This window comes from Acinetobacter tibetensis (assembly GCF_023824315.1).
Taxonomy (GTDB): Bacteria; Pseudomonadota; Gammaproteobacteria; order Pseudomonadales; family Moraxellaceae; genus Acinetobacter; species Acinetobacter tibetensis.
Genome location: NZ_CP098732.1, coordinates 1912429 through 1931907 on the forward strand (window position 1 = coordinate 1912429; position 19479 = coordinate 1931907).

Consider the following 19479-nt stretch of genomic DNA (forward strand, 5'->3'; position numbering starts at 1 on the left):
TGTTACATACCTTTTTTGAGTCGCTCTAGTTCGTTCATAAATGCGTTCATATCGACTTGAGATGACTCATCCCCTGAGACTTCTACTGTTTTTCCACCAATTGACAGGTTGTAGGTGACTGTCTTGGCAGATGGTTGCTCAACGGTAGAAGTTGGTACCGCCACATTGACTTCAGGCGCTAAAGCATTTACAGATGCGCTCTTGGTACCGGACTTTGCGGATCCTTGACCTGACATATATCGCGCCAAGAGCTCTTCTACTTTCTTGGTACCGAATGCTGAGGTTTGCCCCTGAGCTATTAGTTTTTCAAATGCCTTGGCATTGTAATCACCATATAGACCACCCGTGTTTCTCGCATCACGCGCCTTATTCTTGTCAATCTCTAAGCCTTGATTCAGAATATTTTTAGCGAGTTTTGCAGCCTCAGCTTCGTCGTAACCCATGCTGGTGAGTTTAGATTGAATATCGGAAACGTTATAAGTCGTAAAGTCAGCACCCACGCGCTGCGTCTTATTCTCTTTCTCGGCCTTGGATCGAGCATCCATCATCTCGTTCCATGCCTCGATTGAGCTTTTGGCTTCTTCACGAACTGCTCGTCCCATCTCACGGTAAGCACTAATAGCACTACCTGAGACCCGCTGAGAATGGCTTTCCACAGCTCTATTCATTTCATCATAAGTCTGTACAACCACATTCCCTGTTTCATCAACCTCAACATTCAACCCAGACTGGGCCGCTTTAGCTTTAGCTGCCGATATGGTTACTTGATCCCCAGAAGCAACTGCAGCTTGCATTGTCCTTTCATAAGCTTGTTTCAATTGATCAGCAGTAGCCTTACCACTTGATTGAATCGTATTGAAATCTGCTAAGGCAGACTGGGCGGCAAGTTTAAGTTGCTCCTTGGTTTTAATACCTAAGCGCTCAAAAGCTTGCTCGACTAGATCTAAATCATCGGGTAATTGCTGAGTAACACGGCGAATTGCCTCCACACCAAGTTCCACTTGCTTAGTAGAAAAAACACCCTGTTTCTCAAACTCTAAAAGTTTAGCTTTAGCTGCATCCACCTCAGCGGGATTCTTAGCGGTTTCCAGCCATTTAACCCAAGCCAAATACGTTGCCTCACCCGCCTCCTTACCTTTAACACCCATCAACTCTAGGCTTTTTGCAAAACCATCAAGCGATGTTTGCTTAGAAGAAAATCCATCTGAAACACGATTCAAGATATTATCTAAATCCAGACCTAAGGCATTGGCTGCCTTACGCCCTGCCGCCAACCTTCCCTCCAAGGAGGCAATAGACTCAACACTGATTGTCATCGCACTAACGATGGCCTTGCCAGTGCTATCAAACTCAACCTTTAAGCCTTGAGTAGCAAGTTGAGCATTCAGAACTTTCAGTTGAGCCATACCTGCGGCATCTGCGGTTTTAATGGTCGCAGTTGCTACTGCTTGAGCCGCTTGGATTTTAGCATCAGTGATTTTCTGACTTTCGACCTGATAGGCTTTTTCCTTGGCATCAAGTTCAGCTAACCCCTTAACAGCAAGATCAATAGATGCTTGGTTACCAGACTTACGAGCATCAAATAATTGCTGCTCTAATCGAAGACGCTCATCACTGATAGCCTTGTAATCAGCTTTATGTTTTTCCTCTTGTAACTTGAGGTCATTGAGCATTTTCTGATTATCTGCAACACGCTCAGCATTTTTCTCTGCCTCGGTTTTACGCATGTCCTCTATAGCGGACACGGCGGCAGATTTTGTTTCTAAGGCTAACCTTTTTGCTTCCGCTGCATTCTTTTCCGCCTGTGCAAACAAGCGATCTGAAGCGTCCTGGGCTTGTTTGGCTAGAGTATCAAACCCAAGAAAGCTCAAAGCTTTTGACTGAAGCGCAGATAAACCTCCAGATAGGAATTGCAGCCCTGATAACAGCAGTTTTAGACCTATATTTAATCCAGTTGCCGCATCTGAAACTACGCCAAGCGCAACCCTAAAGACATTAAACAGAGTTGTTAATCCACTTACATCATCTTGACCACTAAGCAATGCACTAAATAATGGGGAAACAGCATTTAAGACTGATGTGAATGCACTCCAACCAGTTTCAGCAATACCAGCAAAACTTGCGACAAGATTCTTAACGGTTTTATAGGTCTCGGCCAGAGTGGTTTTAATTGCTTCAATAGTAGAAGGATCTAATTCAGCCAGCTTACTACCAAACCAGTTAAAACCTTCTCCAACGTCATCAAAAAAGGCTTTGATAATGCCGAGATTGTCAGCAATAGCTGATAAAGCGTTAGCAGCGGCAGCCGATGAACCGCTTGCTTGATCCATCTCGCCAATCAAGATCTGCCAAGAAGTGGCAATCTTTTGCAACGCATTGGAAATCGTTGTTGGGAACTGGTTGTATGTTTCTTGGATTGAGGTGGATTGAGACTGAATAGCCTTGATGACACGCTCTGATGAAAGCTCTCCATTCTCAGCCATCTTTCGGAGTTCACCAGTGGTGACTCCCAACCCCTTAGCTAATGCTTCTGCCAATCCATAGCCGTTTTCCATGATGGAGTTAAACTCTTCACCACGAAGCACACCACCCTGCATAGCTTGAATAAATTGCTGTACAGCCGCTTCACTTGCTTGAGCTGATCCACCACCAATTTGAATCGCCTGAGTAACAGTCTTGGTTAAATCCAAAGCTTGTTGCTGAGACATCCCCATGTCTTTACCAATCGTATTGATACGAGTGAATAGACTGCCTGTGGCCTCAAGACTTGAATTGGTCATCAAAGCAACTTGATGGACACCAGCCATTGCCTGATTAAAATTTCCACCCTCTCGGGTAGCAATATTGATTCGTGTTGAAAGGTTTGTGTAGCTATCGGCCGCTTGAGCTAATTCATTAACCCCTAAACCAACACCTAGGGCCGCCATCGCACCAGCAAGTGCATTTACAGCGAATTTTGCCCCATTCATTCCTTGATTGAAGCCTGTGGTATTGGCCAATAAGTTCAAGTTGAAATCTAAACTGCCAGCCATTTACATTACTCCAGACAATAAAAAACCCCGCAATTGCGGGGTTTGGTGTTCGAGACAAAATCCTTGGTGTCTGCACCCACCATCAATTTAAAAGTTAATTTTTTCCAGACATGAATATTCTTTGCGTTTTACGCAACTATATAAAAGGGGTGAATTTTAAACGCAACCTGTTTTTATGTTTCGGGTGCTTTAATCTTGCATCGAAGTTAACACCCCATTAGTAAAGTATAGATAGCGACTTTGACCTTTATACATGTGGTAGACCCATTGCTCACTTACACCATTCACATTTGTGGTTTTATTTACCTTATCTGGGTAGCCCCAAGTTGACTTTTCGGCTTGCTGAGACGACATTCCAATTCTAGGTTCAACTCTTGCCGCCCAATCTGCTTGTTGCTGTCTGTAAGCCTGTTCACGTGCTATTTCCTTAGCTTTGGCAGCATTAACTTTATCCTGAAGCTCTTTGCTACCAGCACAAGGCTTTCCTTGATAAACAGTTTTTCCGCTCACGGTGCAAGTATAGATCTCAGTAGCATTGGTAGATTGTAAGGCCAGCAGAGAAACAATAACCGAAGCTAAAATTATAAGTTTTTTCATAAATCCCCCCCTTATTGTGAGATCTAGTCTATTTTTATTCTTTTAATTCATCAACAAAACTTTTAAATTGCTTCGCTGCCGCATGATGCGCCATGCGAATGATATTGGATTGAGTAGCAATATTCTGCTTTTCACGTTTCACTACAGCTTCAGAGTAAAGCTTAAATGCTCCATAGGTCATATTCATGATACTTTCGTGGCTATGACCATTCGATATGAGTAGTTGGAATGAATCAAACCAAGTCGACCCATGATCGTTTGTTTCGGTACGCTTTTTGCGGCGTTTTGATTTCTGCTCTTTATCGACGAAATACGACTGATTGGCTTTTAGGCCTGTTTGCAGTAGTTGAATAAATACATCCTGATCTTCTGCCGTTTTCAAAATCGCTTGATGATCAAGATCAGTAATAAGCTGAAGCATCACTACACATTCAATCAAATGCTTCTGCATCAATTTATTGAGAATTTCATCTGAATAATCACTCACATTGCCAAGTGCACTCTTGATCGGATCAGCAGCACCCACCCATAAATCAAACTGACTCATGGTAATTTGCCGAACCTCAAGTGAGACATCATCTATCTCAAGGTTTAAGCTACGGTTCGCTGCAATAAAGAAATCATTCATGATGGAATCCTAAAACAGGCACAAAAAAAAGACGCTCATGCGCCTGGTATTCTTTGTGCCTGTAAAACATTAAGTGGTAACTGAGAAGCGATCGATGTGACCAAAGATGCTCAGTTCTGCATCATTGGCCTTGGCGATATCAGCCAGACACTCACCTTCGATGCTATAACTAGCAAAGTCTTCATTAATTAAGTCAAACTCGGTATCTGGTGAAAGTTCAAGACGCCACAATGTTACTGCAACCTTGTCACCCTGATAGGTATCCACCCCCTTAAAGAAGAAGCGGTATTCACCACCCACGTTGTCAGCAATCGTAGTTCGTGCAATTGCTCCAGAACTACCAGACCACTTCACGTCAGTAATCGCTTCGTTAAAAATCACCGTCCCAAACGCTTCATCCAGAGTGTACTTATCTGCCGTGATTACAGCATCAGCAGGCCCTTTAAATGTAACAGATGTGAGGTTTCGCACTTCAAGATCAATCATCTCACCAGCGATAACTGCACCAATGGATTTATCTGTAATAGTTGAAGCTGCAACTTCAATTGATTTACCGCTCATAATCATTGCAAGGTTTTCTTTAGTCACCTCTTCCAACGTACCACTAATCGAAACACCTGTTTGTTTGCGCAGCACAGCGTCTTTAGCACGCATACCTGTTTTCGATTCATAATGATCGGTTGACTCAGAACTAATTTGAATTTGAAGCTCAGGTGAGCTTCCAACAGGCAGTAATGCCGCAGGCTGACCATTAATCATCTTTGCTAGAAACATTTCCCCTTGCAAGGAAATTAAATCAGGTTTATTCGCCATCAGCTTTTACCTCTTTTACTGTTTTGGTTTGTACAACAAGCTTAGACTCAGAAGCTTCCTTCACTTCTTCAATCACACCTCGCTGCAGTAAGTCTTGGATCTGTACAGTGGTTAATCCACCAACAATATCTCCAGAGCGAAAACGCCCTACGGGCTTTAGTGCCTTATATGTTTTCATAATCACCACGATTTCATCATTTGGGATTCAAATAAAAATGGAAAGTACGCAAATCCTGCTGCTGATCCAACTTGGACGCCTGCATTTACTCGATCAAAAGGCCGATAGCCTGCAATGTTGGGATCAAAGCCCTGCATTTTTGCTAATATTTCACGTATGAAAGGGTCAGCAATTTTTCTAATATTTGATGTCTCTTCAAGCTGAGCAGATGCATCTTGTACAGCTAAAACAACCAACCATTGTTGTGTAATAGGTGTAGATCGACCACGACCCGCACTTTCACCCACTTGGTCACCGACATAAATCACGTTCAGTGAGGGTGATACATTAATCACTTGAAGCATGTCATCGACGCTAAAAGGTGTATTGATTGCCAAAATGCCTTCAATATCTTTTAATCGTTCAACAATCGCAGGCTCAAGCGCAAAATATTCACTTTGCATTCATTAATAACTCCAGTAGATGCTCTTCAATTTCAAACAAGACCTCTTGAGAGTCATCAACAGACATACCCAAAAATGGACGTGCAGGGATAATTACGCTCTGAACCTGTGCCCACCCACCCATGGTTGTTTTAAACTTTAAGTACTTGCCAGATTTGGCTCTAATCGTTGCACCGAAATGCATGACTGGAGCATAGAAGACATTAGTACCCACAATGACACGCTTACCACCATCAAGCACGGTGTACTTAATTGAGTTGTACAATCGACTTGTATCACGCAAAGTTGTTCCACCTTGCATTTTTGCACGCCATGATTTCTGCCAAGGCTTATCATCCGTGCCAATACCTGTGTTAATACGCTGTTTTGTATTATGTTCAAGTATTGAGCCGATGTTGTGCATTAACTTTGAGTGATCGCCTGCCTCCTTTAAAACCCGATTCAACCATTTTGTGATCTTTTCCTGACCGTGGAATTGAATAGAATCAGCCATAACTAAATACTCGGCATGTTATTCAGAATCGAGTCACCAAATACACCACCTGTGTAGGTCGTACCAATTGGCACTGTTGAAGGTTGTTGTTTCGGCGGATCAGGTAGGATTTCGTTTGTTACAGCATCCTTAATTAATAAAGATGCCTTATTATTCGCAATAAGTTTTAAGAACGCTATTGCGTCCTCATAACGCTGCCGAACTTCATCCGAGGCTCTGGACTTCCAAAGTTTGTATCGCGCAATGTCACATACTAAGCGCTTGAGGTTCTGCGGTGTTTCAGCGAGTGGGAGTGAATAACGCACAGCAATATAGCCATCAACTTCTTCACTTGCATCTTGAAGCGTAGCATCGACACTCATTGAGTTTTCTGCCTGAATACTCGCTTCAAGTTGCTTTATTTCACGCTCACCAAAACGCAGAACCAAATCATTACGGTCTGCATACCCCATGAATCACCTATTTGGTTTCAGTGGCGGCTTTCTTAGCCTCGGCAGTAGCCTTTTTCAAAGCAGCTTCTGAGGCATTCAGGGATTTTTCAAGACCTTCCACCTTCGCTTTCAGCTCTGTGTTTTCTTGTTCAGCCTTGTCTTTAGCTTCAATCAGCTTAAGTTCATTCGCTTTCAGCTCTGCAACCTCAGCAGCAAGATTTGCCAACTGTGCTGCGGTACCATCCGCCTTAGGTTCCTCAGGCTCTTGATATTCTTCAATAGCCCCAGTTGCTAAAAGGGCCTGAAGTTGTTTAGCTTCAAGCCCTGTAATTTCTTGTCCCGGTCTAAAATGACCAATGGACTGTTTTGTAATGTACTTCGTCATTATTTATTCCTTATACAAAGCCACGACCACCAACAAGACCATTCTTGTTGTTAGGAATTGCCAGAGGTGAAGACTCCGCTAACATCTCAATGCTAGATGGATTCTTTTTCTGATCCTGAGTTAAGAAAAACTCTAGTGCCTGACCAAATGCTTCAAGGTTTTGAATAGCGCAGTGAGCAATCCAACCATTAGCATCATTAATCATCCCGAAAAAGTCCTCTGGAATGAATCGACCTGCTGCACCATCCATACTGTGCTGAACGTCATAAGTCCAGATTTCAATGTTATCGACCACGCCACGGAACTGTGCTTTGTCTTTATGATCGAAAGTAGGTGCAAGTGGAACGCTGATTCCAGCGTATGGCGCAACAAATTTAGCAACGAAAGCAGCATCCTGTTTCATTGCATTGAATACTTTTGAGCTTGTTAAAATCATATTTGGAGATGAACCACCATGCTCGATGGATAAATCAATCATCGCCTGCATATCGTCTAACACTTTCGCTCCTGATTGCCCCCATTTGATTAATGGAGAGAAATTACAAGCAGGATTACGGCGGTAGTCCACTTCATATTTTGGAAAGTCTGCTGAAGCGAATGTGGTTTTTCCATAAAGAAGAACATCACGGGCAATCAGCAATTTTCGATTTTCAATAGACTGGCGTAGGTATAGTGCCTTCTGCGCCTGGTCAATCAATAGTAAGTCAGCATCAGAAAGACGATTTGAACCTGTGGCAATCACACCAAACTTACGCAACTGCGTTACCAAAGCAGCATTTTGAACGTCCGCAGGCGTTACAGTTACCATTGGCTTGAGGTAAGCAGGCTTAACAAATTGTACTTCACCTGATTCTTCAACTTTAATTGGTCGAGCACCAACATTTGGCGTAACAAATGGCGCAAGCGGAGTGGCTGTGTTTAATTCACCAACTGGTACCTGTTTTTTGTTGTAAGACACACGTTGCGGGAAGAAACGGTCCATTAACCAAGTGTCTACCTTCTGAGTGGTATCAGTTAACAATACCAACTGAGGTACATCTAAAAGCTCTACAGGAGCTTCCTGAAACGTAAAAATTTGACCCATCTTTTATTTCCCCACTACTTTACGTAGTTCAATTTTGTTAATTAGACCCTGTGCACGAACCGCATCAATTTGATCAGAAGCGAGCTTCACACCATTGACAGTGACAACAGATACATCGAAAGGACCTTGTGTATAAATTGGCATTTCAAGATTATTGGCTGCATGATAGGTGGACTGAGCTGCTGTAAAATCCTCAACAGCAATTGCATTCCAAGTACCGACTACGCCACCTGTAACCGATGGATGAGTTGCTACGTTGGAGGCATCTACATAAAGAAGATCACCGCGTTTATAGACTGTATTGGTGGTTACTTTGGCATTTTCTGTACGAACACCATTTCCAACAACCAACTGCTCAGAAGTGATCGTTTGAGTAATTGTTCCCATTATTTTTGCTCCTGTGAGGCTGCAAATTTATTGAAGGCCTGATCCAATGCTGATCCTTGATCACCACCTTGTCCCTGCTGTCCACCCTGACCACCAGTAGCTTGATGACTAAACAAGTGCTGTAAGTGAGATGGAACGGCGTTGGTTTGCTGCTGTTGATGACCGGCAGGTGGTGCTGACTGCTGTCCTGAGAACTGCTTTAGCTGCTGAGACATGAAGGCAAAAGCTGAGTCATCCATATTGGTATATGACGTTTTTTCTTCAGCGTTGAACTGCTTATTCAAGGTGGTTTCCAGTGCTTTAATATCGTCTTCGCGTTTACTTGCTTTGAACTTTTTAAGATCTGCTAAAGCATCATCACGCTCTTTTTCAGCCTGTTTCTGTGCGGCTTTCGCCTGTTCGAGTTCGGTCACGTCCGTTTCCTCTTTGGTTGGGTTAGGGTTGGATTTGCCTGAAAAGGCTTCGATAGTGGTTTGAGTATCCGCACCCACTCCACAGATTGTGATTTCATGAACACGCACGTTTCGAAAGACATGCAGTGGTCCTGTAAAAGTTTGACCATTTACGCTTACTGTTTTACCTGGTGCAATTTCTTCAATACTCTCTGGATCTGCCCACCATGACATTTGAAATGGATACTCTTCATCAATGTCTTGAACAATCTCCGTTGCTCGTGGATTACTTAGAAAATGACCTTTAGCTTTAAAGCCGCCATTTACATCATATGAAGTAGCAACCCCAACACGAGTACCACCGAAATGATCTTCAACCAGTCCTGTTTTAGGCTTAAGTTTCAGACCCTCTAAGTCAATTACCACACCTGTACGCCCCCAGTACCAGTGGTTATCAATCAAACCACCGCTATAGACTTCAGCATCAAAAGTTCGTCGCTTTTTAGCTTCATCGTTATTCACGCTGATAGGGGTACTTATCGCGGTAAATTGATGTTTGAGGTATTCTTTATTTTCCTCTGGCATTTTCATGCTCCATAAAAAAACCGCCTTTAACGGCGGTCTATGTTCAATTACTTACCTAACTCAAGCTATATACGGTGTTATTGGCAACAAATAGTCGCGTAGCAACCTCGCTTGTCTTTCTAAGCATTATTTCTGTATCAGATATGCTAATTACCTCTAGATTCAAATCAGGAGCAAGTAAGGCACCATTCAAACCATTAAATTTAGTCAAATCCAATGCAGCACCATTTGCATCTGTAATGACAATATTCTTCCCTGCTTGTTCTGCAGTTCTAAATAATGTTGGCGTTTGAATACCGATAACATTACCAATCTGCAAATTCAGCGAATCAAAACCTTTGATGTTATTACCTGTGATCTTATTTTTAAGATTCTTGGCGACTTTCATAAGGGAATCAAAAGAACGCTTCATCCAATTCACAATGACATTCGATTGTATGTCGTCTTTCATGATTGAAGTTTTGAACAGGTCAGTCAGTGATTGCTCATCTTCACGAATCAACTCCGTCAACATTCGTATCGCACTCGGCTCTACATCCTTGTTTTGATCAATCACACGATCTACGATCACTTCAAGATTATTTCGAGATTGTTCAGACATAGGTTGAAAGACTTTAACGATTTCATCATTGGCTTGTTGAGCAAGCAATGCCTCGTCTCGCACATTGATCAATTCAGATGCAAGAGGCGCATCGACTGCGAGTGCTTCAGTAATCTTTTCCTGAACCACCACATTTAAATGCTTTCCATAACTCGCAGGACTTACAGCCCAACCTTTATCGGGCTGAACACTAGGCAGCTTATCATCAGGTGTAATACCTAACTTTATCGCCTGTGCTTCAGTTAGCGCATCTACACCACAACGACATAAATAACCATTTGGCGGGTAGTATGTGTACCAAAATGAATCATCAATGTGCCGAACAATATTGTTTAAAGCTAAGTGACTTGGACGAACCCTACTATCTGTTAAAGATGAGTAGCGCAAATAAGGTCGATTGACTTTATTCTCTTGCTGCTGCGTCCAAATACCGTGTGCATAAGCACTCTGGATATTGGTTCGAAAGATATTCTCAAGATGGTGCGGGCTTAGCTTAATACCCTCTGCCTTGATGGATTCTTTAAACTCTTGAAATGTTGAACCGCTTTCAATCGCCTTATTGGATAGATTAATAACGGTTCGGATCTGATCAAGAGAAGCTAGTTTACTAACTGTGGTTGCATACTGCCTTGCATTCAAATCCAGCAAATAAAACTCTTCAGGTAGAACAACTTTCTTATCACGCGCATAACGCAGAGCATCTGTATAACTGATCGTCATTACTTGCTCCGTTGCACATATCCAATCACATCAAATAAATACAAAGCTCTCGCCATTGTTTCAGTGAATTTTTCAACAGACTCACCAGACATCAAGCCATAAAGCTTTGTTTGCAAATCATTCACATCACTTGATGCTTCAACCAATTCCATTAATTCTGATTCAGAAAATAGTGTTTTATCAATTTCAGAAATCTTTTCATCAATCTCTTGCTGATTAGCATCTAACCCCTGAACATCAGCTTTAAAGCTAAATGCACGTTTTGGTAATGCCGAGAATTGAGTGTTAGCCGGTAATTGCTTAATCTCTGCGATATCACCATCCTGTAAGCCGTATTCACGTTGAAAGTACTGCGGTGTCAGGTTAGCACCAGCATTCTTAAGGTGTGCATCACGCTCTGCTTGCTCTTTGTTGAGTGGTTTTGGCTTCTCACCAAGCATGACCTCATATTCACCCCAACCATTTAATACACAAAGTGCATTAACCACCGCCTGTAAAGTTGGCGTTACTAGTCGAATATCAGATCTAAGCTTATCCATTCGTACATTTTCATGCACCTGACCAAGACCGTAACTTCCCTTTCCATCAGTACCACTGGTGAGTGTCTGGCCTAATACAACTTTCTGAATCTGACGTACCAACTGATTGTTAAAAGACTCAAAAGCAGATCCAGCAGTACCGCTTGCACCTGAAGTACCCAAAACCTGCACATCATCTTCAACATCTATCGATAAAACACTCTGAGCATGAGCGGCCAATAATGCCTTACTCATATCTTCAGTTTCAGTGTTTTTACATTTACCAAGCAAAATTGGCGTACCAAAGCGCTCAAGAAATTTTGCCCAGAATTTGAAACCATTTTGCTTAAAAAAGAACAACCAATACAGTGTGGCCAACAATGCCTTACCATACGGCTGCTCAAAAGTAGCTTTACGACGCGTCAGGAAAAATTTAAAGATTTGATCAACTTCGCGCTCTGTATTTATCCCGTCTTGCCGATAGATCAATCGACCATCATTCTTAGGCTCAAACCATTGCATTGGCTTCTCGCCGATCCACTGAATACCTATATAACCTTCTGGCTTCAGCTCGTACACAGCTTCTTGGACAGAATAACCAAAGAACAATGCGCTTATAGCACCAGTAGCAATTTCATGAAACCATTCCTTTAATGCCAAATTCAGCATATCTGCTTCTTTTGTGTCGCTCGGCTCAATTCGAAACGGCGTTGCTAACAATGCATCTACACGGGTTTCAGTGGCCTGTGCAATCTCATCATCATCCAGCAACACACGCAATCTGTGACGGGAAATACCCGCTTTACGAAGCACTTCATCAGTATCTGGTTGCTTACCAAAATTCACTAAAAACTGTGTTACCGCTTCTTGAGTGTATAAGTTGCCATAAGACAAAGCCTTTTTTGACGCTTTGTCCTTTTTTGACTTTGCCATGTGTTTTCCTTTAGTAGGTTCTCGTTCCTGCACCAGAAGGTTTTTTACCAACTCTCGCTTCATTCAACTCATTAAATGCATCACTTCCAGCATCGACCTGATCGTCATGTTTGCCATTTGGAAAATTTCGCAACTCTTCAATGAATGCTTTATTCCAGTCTCCACGAAGCATTTTTACATTCCCGACGTTAACTTGGGCTGCAAAAGGCTGTGCACGAGTAATCTTGTCACCCGATACCGTTTCAGCCTTCACATTAAAACCAGATAGTTTAGTGATGAAGTTTTTAGCCTGTGATTTACCCGCTTGACCGGGATCCTGAGGTAATCTTATCGCTACAGGCTTTCCATCCAACTCTGCAGTCTGTGTAATACGCTTTTCAACACCGTCAGGCCCCAACTGCGCACGCTCTACATCAACAATATAGATATACCCATCTCGGCTTTTAGCTTCACGCACACCCACAGTGTAGTCGCCTTCATTTTCAGAAGATGCTAAATCCCAAGCACGAACCTCTTTCAGAATATCAGCAGGCAAGGCATCAACAATTTCAATATTGTCAGGCTTAAAAAAACCACCGGCTGGTGGTGATGGTCTTTGGCGATATTGCCCCGAGAAAACATACGGCGCTGCCAACTCCATTCGATTTAAAACTTCAATGGAGTGTTTTGCTGGCCATAATGCAGATCCATCTGGCTGAATGGCTGAAAGCTCTAAATGCTCCCATTCTTCACCATTACCCCCATCAAGCAACCACCCTGCCAAATCCTCTTCATGCAATCGCTGCATAATAACAATGATCGGCGTGTCAGGTGAGTTCGTGCGTGATTCCAATGTGTTCTGAAACCATTCAATCACACCTTTGCGAATCGTGTCTGACCGGGCTTCACTGGCTTTATGAGGGTCATCGATAATAATTGCACCACCAAAGGTGTCTCGAAACTTACCAGCACCAAAACCAGTAATCGTGCCGCCCGTACCCTGGGAGTAACACACACCACCTTTAGCGGTGCGCCAATCATCTTTAGCTTTACTATCATCACGTAGTGCAAAATCAGGAAACACCCGCTTATAAGCTGCTTCTTGTACTAAATTTCGTGTCTGAAAAGCGTTATTTGCAGCCAAAGTTGCAGAATAACTGACATGAATGAACTCACTGTCAGGCACTTTACCAAAGCACCATGCCATGAAATTAATTACTGCCAATTCAGTTTTAGAGTAGCGTGGTGGAATGTTAATGATTAGACGCTTGGTTTCACCCCGGAATACCTTCATCAGAGCATCACAAACCACCCTGTGGTGCCAATTATGCAGCCATTTATATTTACGGCGTTCCTTGAACATATAGCGAGAAAAGAAATATAGATCCTCTTGGGCTTCAATCTGAATTGCTAATTCGCGCTCAGCTTTAGTACTCATCTAAAACCTGCTCCCTAGCTTGCAGGTAGCCCTCTTTGGAAACAGTTGTTTGTACGGTTTCTAACGGCCCACCATCTTTACCAGTTATTTCAATCTTCTTCTCATAAAACCCTTTCACAATTTTTTGAATTTGATCTGAAAGCTTGATTGCATCACGGGTATTGCCTTGCTTTTTAATAAATAAAGCACTCAAGACTCTGAGCTGAACAATATCGTTTGCTGCTTCAATATTGTAGATCGGCTGATCAATGTATTTCTTTCGTGCTTCATGGAATAAATCCACAAACTCTTGTGATAAATCGGCACCTGCTGTCTTGGTTGGGTCGTAAGCTTCTACCTGTTGAGGAGTTACATCTATCTTAAAGTTTTCCTTGATAGCCACTACCACCTCAGTAGGTGTCATAAACTGTGCAAGTGACCGTACAATAAAGACTTTTTCTGCTTTTTTAAGCCTTGCCATAACTCACCATCCATCAAGGTACATCAAGGTAAGTGGGCAAAAAAATTTAACCGATGACACAGTTCCCACAACACGCAGCAATATTAGTTTCTGAAACAAACGGCGCATTCTTCGCAATTTCTAAAAGTCGTTTTACTGACTCGTCAGCACCCCATCGTTTTGTTTCACCAAAGAACACCTCAACATCGTGTCCAGCTAAATAGTGCTTAGGTAAGCCAGTGTTATCGCTATAAATGATTTCACCATCTGCATCACGCTCAACACCGATGTGATAAAGCTCATGCTCAATCAAACGACAAAATTCACGGTCATTTGAGTTTTCACAAAAACTTGCATCGATAGTGATTAGATAAACTGGAACATAACCAAACCAATCCCGCATCTGTTGTTCCTGGCGTGCTTTCTTCCATCCACCTTGGTTAAACATCACCTTTTCACATTGACCAAGCACCATGCGTTTCTTTGCCATGCATGCCGATGATGCCCAAGCAAATGCTAGGAAAGTTTCGTCATCGTGAAGTAGCTCAGCAATGTGGTCATGGTCTGGATTATGAAGTTCACCACCAAGCGTTAAGAAATTTTGAATCACCCAATCTTTTAATTCCACGGCGGGTGCTAAGCGTATTGCTTCTTCTTCCTCCGCCTGATCAATCAGATCCGTTGGCGGGAATGGTCTGATTTGGTCCATTAAGTGATTCTCTCTTTAAGTTTTTCAGCCATTGAGATGCAAATTGAGCCTCTATCTGTAATGGGCCAAATTCATCAATCTTGTATCTGTTAGCAGACTCTAATCGAACAACGGTAAAACCCATCTCGGCAGCATGATCATATCGATCCATGCTCCAAGCTTTATTTGCTAATTTGCCACGGCGACCACCTGACCAAGGACCACCAGATATCTCGACCAAGATTCGATGCTCAATCAAATGGAAATCAAAACGCCAGTGCTTAGTGGATTTGAACTGGAATTTCTTCTCGTACTTGATACCTAAGACATTTAAAGCCTGCTCAAATTCTTCTTCTGCTTCTAGATATGTATCTTTGGCCTTAGGTAATGGTTTTGCTCGAGGCTTGGTTTTTGGTGGGCGCTTTTTAGTTTTCCAGAAATAGTCTTTCTCATCCATAAATTGCGCTCAATAAAAAACCACCCGAAGGTGGTTATCATTTTTTGACTCTATGAAATTAAAGTTCTGAGAAGACCCGTCATAGGTTGTCTTTATTCACAGTATTAAGCATTTCAATTAGACTTTTTCTAAATTCGGGAATTGAAAAAACATCAATATATGGCATTTTGAGAATACGTTTGTTTTTCTTAAGAACTCCCAAACCTGAAACAGGCTGAGATGTATCGGTTAGGAAAAAAATTTCAAAAGAATAACCTTCAAAAATAATTAAAAATCGAACACGATTATTTTCGTCAATTTTGCATGAAAAATCACTTATAAAATCTAGATCATCTATCTGTAGAGATTCAATAGGGTTCACTAATTTTGAAATTCTGATATTGAAAAAATCAGATCTATAAAGTTTTTCATTATACAAACAATCCTTCAATAATTGTTTTACCAATGGAGATGCATCAAAAATTTTGAGTTTTTCGAAAATAGTGTGATCTGACTCAACCCCTCTCCATAAAATTGACAATAAATATAAAATCAACTTGGTTTGATGAGCGCCTTGAATTTCGAAATAATTATTTCTTTTTTTGTGCTTAACTGATTTTATTTTATTCCTTAATACTCCCAATGAATATTCTTCGTATCTGGTATTAAGTTTATATTCGCAATCCCCGCAAAGCATATAAGTAGCCCATTGATCCTGATCCTTAACTACTTTTTTGTATTTTTTATCAAACCTTAACCCATAATTTGCTCCTTTTAAGGCTTTTCTAAAAACGGCTCTCCCAACAACATGAGAGTTTTTCAATTCCTTTGCTTTATCACATAATTTACAAACCCCAATTTTCATAAACTCACCGTTAAAATTTGATCAACTGACTAACACATTGCCAAAAAAAACACACGATCTCAATAAAGATAATAAATCTCATATGCTTAAAAATTTAGTTAAGTTACATTTAATGTCTGTATTATGATTTTAACAATAAAAAACCCGCCATTTTGACGGGTTTTCAGCTTTTAAGATTTAAGTATGAAGTAATCTTTCAGCACTGGCGGCTAAGAAAGCAGAACGCGATTTAAACCGTCCATCTTTCTTTACGCGATCATCGATTAAGTGAATTAATCGACTTGGCAGAGTAACATTAATTTTCTCCGCTTTTCCTAAATAGCGACTTACATCAACATCAACCAATGCCCAAATCATACCTTTATACTCGTCGTCATCAAAGAAATTAGCAGCCTCCGATGCTAGAGGAATATCCTCACCATCTTCTGCTAAAATCTCTAAATGCCCTGCGATTGCCTCTTTAACATTCTCAAGAGCTTCCTCGAAGGAATCTCCTGCAGAGAAACACCCTTGAATATCAGGGACAATCACGCCAAAAGCCTCAGAATCTGAGCCTCTTTCAACTGCGATTGGATATAACATTTTTCTCACCCACACATAAGGTTTAAATATATTCTGGAATTCCACGGGTCTTAGAGACCCGCTTGCTTCAAGATGCTTTTCACAGTTCCGCTTGGTAAGTCCTTTTTGGGATGGGGAATAGTAACTAATCCTTTTTTAGTTGGATGCTTGAAGTGATGATGACTTCCAGTAACCCGAACCTCGTACCAACCGTCTGCTTCAATCTTCTTGATTAAATCCAGACTTCTCATTTAAACCCTCATATTTATTGTATGAGAATATTATAACCCTAGAGTTATAATTAATCAATAACCCCAGAGTTATAATTGATTTTTCCATCCACACAAAACTTACCACAAATTTTTAATCAGCTCTTTCGGTTTAATAAATTGTCAGCAACTCTGTACGAGTAAATCCTGATCGACTAGTACTAGATTAAATTGTCAGAAATTTACGCATTTGCTTCTGTCTTCTACTTAGTCCAAGGATCTCTTTTCGATGAAGTATCTCATCCTCATTAAAAGGTAAATGCTCCAATAATTCTTCAATTGGCATTGAGCTATTTTCAATCAGAAAAGAGTCTTGGTCGATTGTCCAATTTGATGGTGGATACTCTGGTTTTTTGCGTGGTTTTTTCATCTTGGCATGATATATCAACCTTATAGATTGATATTGAAAGAACTAAGGGCGCCCTGATATTGCTTACACAAAAAACATTTCTCAGGGCATTAGAAATGCTCACATTTCTGTGAGCGGTTTTAGGTTATCTCGTCTTTCCGAGTGTCAGTCGTTTTACTGGTTAGGCGATATATAACTTCGTCTAACTTAATAGAAAAATTACTCGGAATTTACTATTGAATCAATCAGTTTATTTCGTAATTTTTTGATAAATATCACGTTTAATTCACGACTGACATGATCTCTAATTAATCACCACAGAAGTCCTATGCTGTGGTCCATAGCTACTCGCTTACTTTAAAAACCACTGGATAGGCACAGTATTCTTAATTCAGCTTTCGTATTCATTTTTTGGCGGGGCATCACTCCCCAATTCTGATTTTAATTTCCTGCATATCCTATCCATGCTCGATGAACTGCATGGGTTGTATCCTCTTTCGTGGGATCTATACGTGCTTACTCAAACAGTCTTTAGCTAATTAGCAAACTTTAGAATGTGGGCATGGCTTTTCTCCAGACAATAAAAAACCACCCGAAGGTGGTTTATAGCTATTTCCAATGCATTCAACTGATTGGGATTTTGCGTAAAGTTGATATTCCAACAATTGCCATTGCGCCAGCTCCCAAACCGAAAGCTAACCAAAATAAATTCGTCATTTCATAGAGCATAAAGAATGTGACTACCCCAATAGTGCTCTCAATTAAAGGTAAACCTTTTCTATTGATGGTCTGCATCATAAGAGGTATAACCCATGCTACAGCAGCTAACACCAACCAAGTACTTTCTAGACCTCTAGTTTCAATTTCTTTTGCAACATAATTCTTATAAAGAAAATAACTAGGCATCGTTACCATAAAGTATCCACAATAAAATCTAAAAAATGATCCGATTCTAGATACTGGAGATGTAAATATAAAAGGTGAATACAGAAAAATTAATAAAATTATGAAGGCTATTAGTTGGCCCATGCTATTTATTCTCAATAATGGCTCATTAAATTTTAATGAATTGTTTTATTTATTCAATATTTAATGAGCTTAAATCAGTACAAATAACCCTATAAGCATAAAAAAACCCAATCTAAACAGAAGACTGGGCTATAAACTTTGAATCTTTCTTCGTTGGTAGCGGGAGCTGGATTTGAACCAACGACCTTCGGGTTATGAGCCCGACGAGCTACCAGACTGCTCCATCCCGCATCAACGAGTTGACTTTATACGCCCTATACCAAACTTAAGCAAACTTTATTTATAAATTAATCACCTGTGACAAATGTAAGCTCATATTCGTTATTGGTTATCTTAAAGCCTATACCACGATAACAACGATTCTCTGGATCAAAAGATGAATTTATCACTTCTTCAGCAAATACTGGATTTGACATCAATTGACTATATAAATCACGACCAATAAGAAACTTTAAAAGTCTCTTATTCTTCTTTTGATACTTATCAATTGCTTGATCTAAAAATTCTAAGTTAGAGCTACTCATTCTGTTACCTTAAGTATGCCAATAATTCATATTTACATGAGTAGCCAAAGCAAACCAGATATAGAAAGCAAAAAAATACTTTATTTTTGCTCAGTTTTTTCAAAAGGATAGAGTAATTGGATGAAATAAAAAAGCCTATAATTCAACCACCTATTTAAGACTAAAGGATGTAACAAAAAAAGCCCGCAAATCAATTGCAGGCTATTAAAATTTAAAAGATTAGTCAGGGAACTATCTACTAAATCTGACGAGAATTTTGCAGAAATTCTACAGATATTGCAATACCAAAATGCATTTAAAATACACATTCAAAATAATTTTCTATCAGAATGCAAAAAGCTCATCATTTGATGAGCTTTTAAATATTTAGTGAATTACTATAACTTCGTCCACTATAGCAGAAATATGCCATATTGCGTCTAGACAGTCAACTTAAATCAAAATCGTGATTTTGCAGAAACCCTTGCAAATACAATACAGATATTAAAATCTGAATTGCCTCTTTGGCGGCAATCTCATCACTACGTTCGAAAAGCTGTAAATGTAAAAGCAACTGTTTGTTATGCATAGTTGTGCTAATCGAAACATTGCCTTTTAAACCAATTACATTGTCTGAAAATTTAAAAATATCGTCTCTTGAAACTCCTTGAACAATTACAAGTCTTACTCTCTTTTGCATTTT

25 protein-coding genes and 1 tRNA gene are annotated in these 19479 nt (G+C 40.6%); all 26 read right to left on the reverse strand.

The genetic code is table 11. The annotated features are described in order from the left end of the window. Window positions 1–2: 2 nt before the first annotated feature. The 26 genes from M5E07_RS09340 to M5E07_RS09465 all read right to left on the reverse strand — a co-directional run bounded on the left by M5E07_RS09340 (window position 3) and on the right by M5E07_RS09465 (window position 19476). Window positions 3–3032 (reverse strand): tape measure protein, encoded by a 3030-nt coding sequence (locus M5E07_RS09340; RefSeq protein ID WP_252218696.1) that lies wholly within the window; start codon window positions 3030–3032, stop codon window positions 3–5. Window positions 3033–3221: 189 nt separating this feature from the next. After that, window positions 3222–3629 (reverse strand): hypothetical protein, encoded by a 408-nt coding sequence (locus tag M5E07_RS09345; protein ID WP_252218699.1) that lies wholly within the window; start codon window positions 3627–3629, stop codon window positions 3222–3224. Window positions 3630–3663: 34 nt separating this feature from the next. Continuing rightward, entirely contained in the window at window positions 3664–4257 is a 594-nt protein-coding gene (locus M5E07_RS09350) for a hypothetical protein (protein ID WP_252218702.1), read from the reverse strand. A 69-nt stretch (window positions 4258–4326) separates the two neighbouring features. Beyond that, complete coding sequence (locus tag M5E07_RS09355; protein WP_252218705.1) at window positions 4327–5070, reverse strand: phage tail tube protein; 744 nt, start codon at window positions 5068–5070, stop codon at window positions 4327–4329. After that, window positions 5060–5248 (reverse strand): hypothetical protein, encoded by a 189-nt coding sequence (locus M5E07_RS09360; protein WP_434087782.1) that lies wholly within the window; start codon window positions 5246–5248, stop codon window positions 5060–5062. The genes M5E07_RS09355 and M5E07_RS09360 overlap by 11 nt, the downstream gene beginning before the upstream one ends. Before the next feature lie 2 nt (window positions 5249–5250). Beyond that, a complete protein-coding gene (locus M5E07_RS09365; protein ID WP_252218708.1) occupies window positions 5251–5691 on the reverse strand; it encodes a phage tail terminator protein in 441 nt (146 codons plus the stop codon). After that, on the reverse strand, window positions 5681–6184 hold the full coding sequence (locus tag M5E07_RS09370; RefSeq protein WP_252218711.1) for a phage virion morphogenesis protein: 504 nt from the start codon (window positions 6182–6184) through the stop codon (window positions 5681–5683). Before M5E07_RS09370 ends, M5E07_RS09365 begins: the two co-directional genes overlap by 11 nt. A gap of 2 nt (window positions 6185–6186) precedes the next feature. Further along, window positions 6187–6636, reverse strand: a complete 450-nt coding sequence (locus M5E07_RS09375; RefSeq protein ID WP_252218714.1) for a gp436 family protein — start codon at window positions 6634–6636, stop codon at window positions 6187–6189. A gap of 7 nt (window positions 6637–6643) precedes the next feature. Beyond that, entirely contained in the window at window positions 6644–7000 is a 357-nt protein-coding gene (locus M5E07_RS09380) for a hypothetical protein (RefSeq protein ID WP_252218716.1), read from the reverse strand. Window positions 7001–7010: 10 nt separating this feature from the next. Beyond that, window positions 7011–8084 (reverse strand): major capsid protein, encoded by a 1074-nt coding sequence (locus M5E07_RS09385; RefSeq protein ID WP_252218719.1) that lies wholly within the window; start codon window positions 8082–8084, stop codon window positions 7011–7013. A 3-nt stretch (window positions 8085–8087) separates the two neighbouring features. After that, entirely contained in the window at window positions 8088–8471 is a 384-nt protein-coding gene (locus M5E07_RS09390) for a hypothetical protein (RefSeq protein WP_252218721.1), read from the reverse strand. Next, window positions 8471–9448: a hypothetical protein gene (locus M5E07_RS09395; RefSeq protein ID WP_252218723.1), complete on the reverse strand. Its 978-nt coding sequence runs from the start codon at window positions 9446–9448 to the stop codon at window positions 8471–8473. The genes M5E07_RS09390 and M5E07_RS09395 overlap by 1 nt, the downstream gene beginning before the upstream one ends. Window positions 9449–9503: 55 nt before the next feature. Further along, window positions 9504–10769 (reverse strand): phage head morphogenesis protein, encoded by a 1266-nt coding sequence (locus M5E07_RS09400; protein ID WP_252218725.1) that lies wholly within the window; start codon window positions 10767–10769, stop codon window positions 9504–9506. Continuing rightward, on the reverse strand, window positions 10769–12220 hold the full coding sequence (locus M5E07_RS09405) for a phage portal protein family protein (RefSeq protein ID WP_252218727.1): 1452 nt from the start codon (window positions 12218–12220) through the stop codon (window positions 10769–10771). The genes M5E07_RS09400 and M5E07_RS09405 overlap by 1 nt, the downstream gene beginning before the upstream one ends. Before the next feature lie 10 nt (window positions 12221–12230). After that, window positions 12231–13637 (reverse strand): phage terminase large subunit, encoded by a 1407-nt coding sequence (gene terL / locus M5E07_RS09410; protein WP_252218729.1) that lies wholly within the window; start codon window positions 13635–13637, stop codon window positions 12231–12233. Next, window positions 13627–14097, reverse strand: a complete 471-nt coding sequence (locus tag M5E07_RS09415; protein ID WP_252218731.1) for a DUF2280 domain-containing protein — start codon at window positions 14095–14097, stop codon at window positions 13627–13629. The genes terL and M5E07_RS09415 overlap by 11 nt, the downstream gene beginning before the upstream one ends. 46 nt (window positions 14098–14143) lie before the next feature. Continuing rightward, entirely contained in the window at window positions 14144–14785 is a 642-nt protein-coding gene (locus M5E07_RS09420) for a putative metallopeptidase (RefSeq protein WP_252218733.1), read from the reverse strand. Further along, window positions 14745–15221, reverse strand: a complete 477-nt coding sequence (locus M5E07_RS09425) for a hypothetical protein (protein ID WP_252218736.1) — start codon at window positions 15219–15221, stop codon at window positions 14745–14747. Before M5E07_RS09425 ends, M5E07_RS09420 begins: the two co-directional genes overlap by 41 nt. A 79-nt stretch (window positions 15222–15300) precedes the next feature. After that, window positions 15301–16065 carry a hypothetical protein gene (locus M5E07_RS09430; RefSeq protein WP_252218738.1) on the reverse strand — a complete coding sequence of 255 codons (765 nt, stop codon included), beginning with the start codon at window positions 16063–16065 and terminating at the stop codon, window positions 15301–15303. A 177-nt stretch (window positions 16066–16242) separates the two neighbouring features. Next, the gene (locus tag M5E07_RS09435) at window positions 16243–16647 is read right to left on the reverse strand and encodes a type II toxin-antitoxin system HicB family antitoxin (RefSeq protein ID WP_252218740.1); all 405 of its coding nucleotides are present in this window, start codon (window positions 16645–16647) and stop codon (window positions 16243–16245) included. Window positions 16648–16697: 50 nt separating this feature from the next. Beyond that, the gene (locus M5E07_RS09440; RefSeq protein WP_252218742.1) at window positions 16698–16877 is read right to left on the reverse strand and encodes a type II toxin-antitoxin system HicA family toxin; all 180 of its coding nucleotides are present in this window, start codon (window positions 16875–16877) and stop codon (window positions 16698–16700) included. A 184-nt stretch (window positions 16878–17061) separates the two neighbouring features. Beyond that, the gene (locus tag M5E07_RS09445) at window positions 17062–17265 is read right to left on the reverse strand and encodes an acyl-CoA thioesterase (RefSeq protein ID WP_252218744.1); all 204 of its coding nucleotides are present in this window, start codon (window positions 17263–17265) and stop codon (window positions 17062–17064) included. 603 nt (window positions 17266–17868) lie between these two features. Next, complete coding sequence (locus M5E07_RS09450) at window positions 17869–18159, reverse strand: hypothetical protein (RefSeq protein ID WP_252218746.1); 291 nt, start codon at window positions 18157–18159, stop codon at window positions 17869–17871. Between the two features lie 268 nt (window positions 18160–18427). Further along, a tRNA-Met gene (locus M5E07_RS09455) sits at window positions 18428–18504 on the reverse strand. Window positions 18505–18560: 56 nt separating this feature from the next. Then, the gene (locus M5E07_RS09460; protein WP_252218748.1) at window positions 18561–18797 is read right to left on the reverse strand and encodes a hypothetical protein; all 237 of its coding nucleotides are present in this window, start codon (window positions 18795–18797) and stop codon (window positions 18561–18563) included. 427 nt (window positions 18798–19224) lie between these two features. After that, entirely contained in the window at window positions 19225–19476 is a 252-nt protein-coding gene (locus M5E07_RS09465; RefSeq protein ID WP_252218750.1) for a hypothetical protein, read from the reverse strand. Between the last annotated feature and the right edge of the window lie 3 nt (window positions 19477–19479).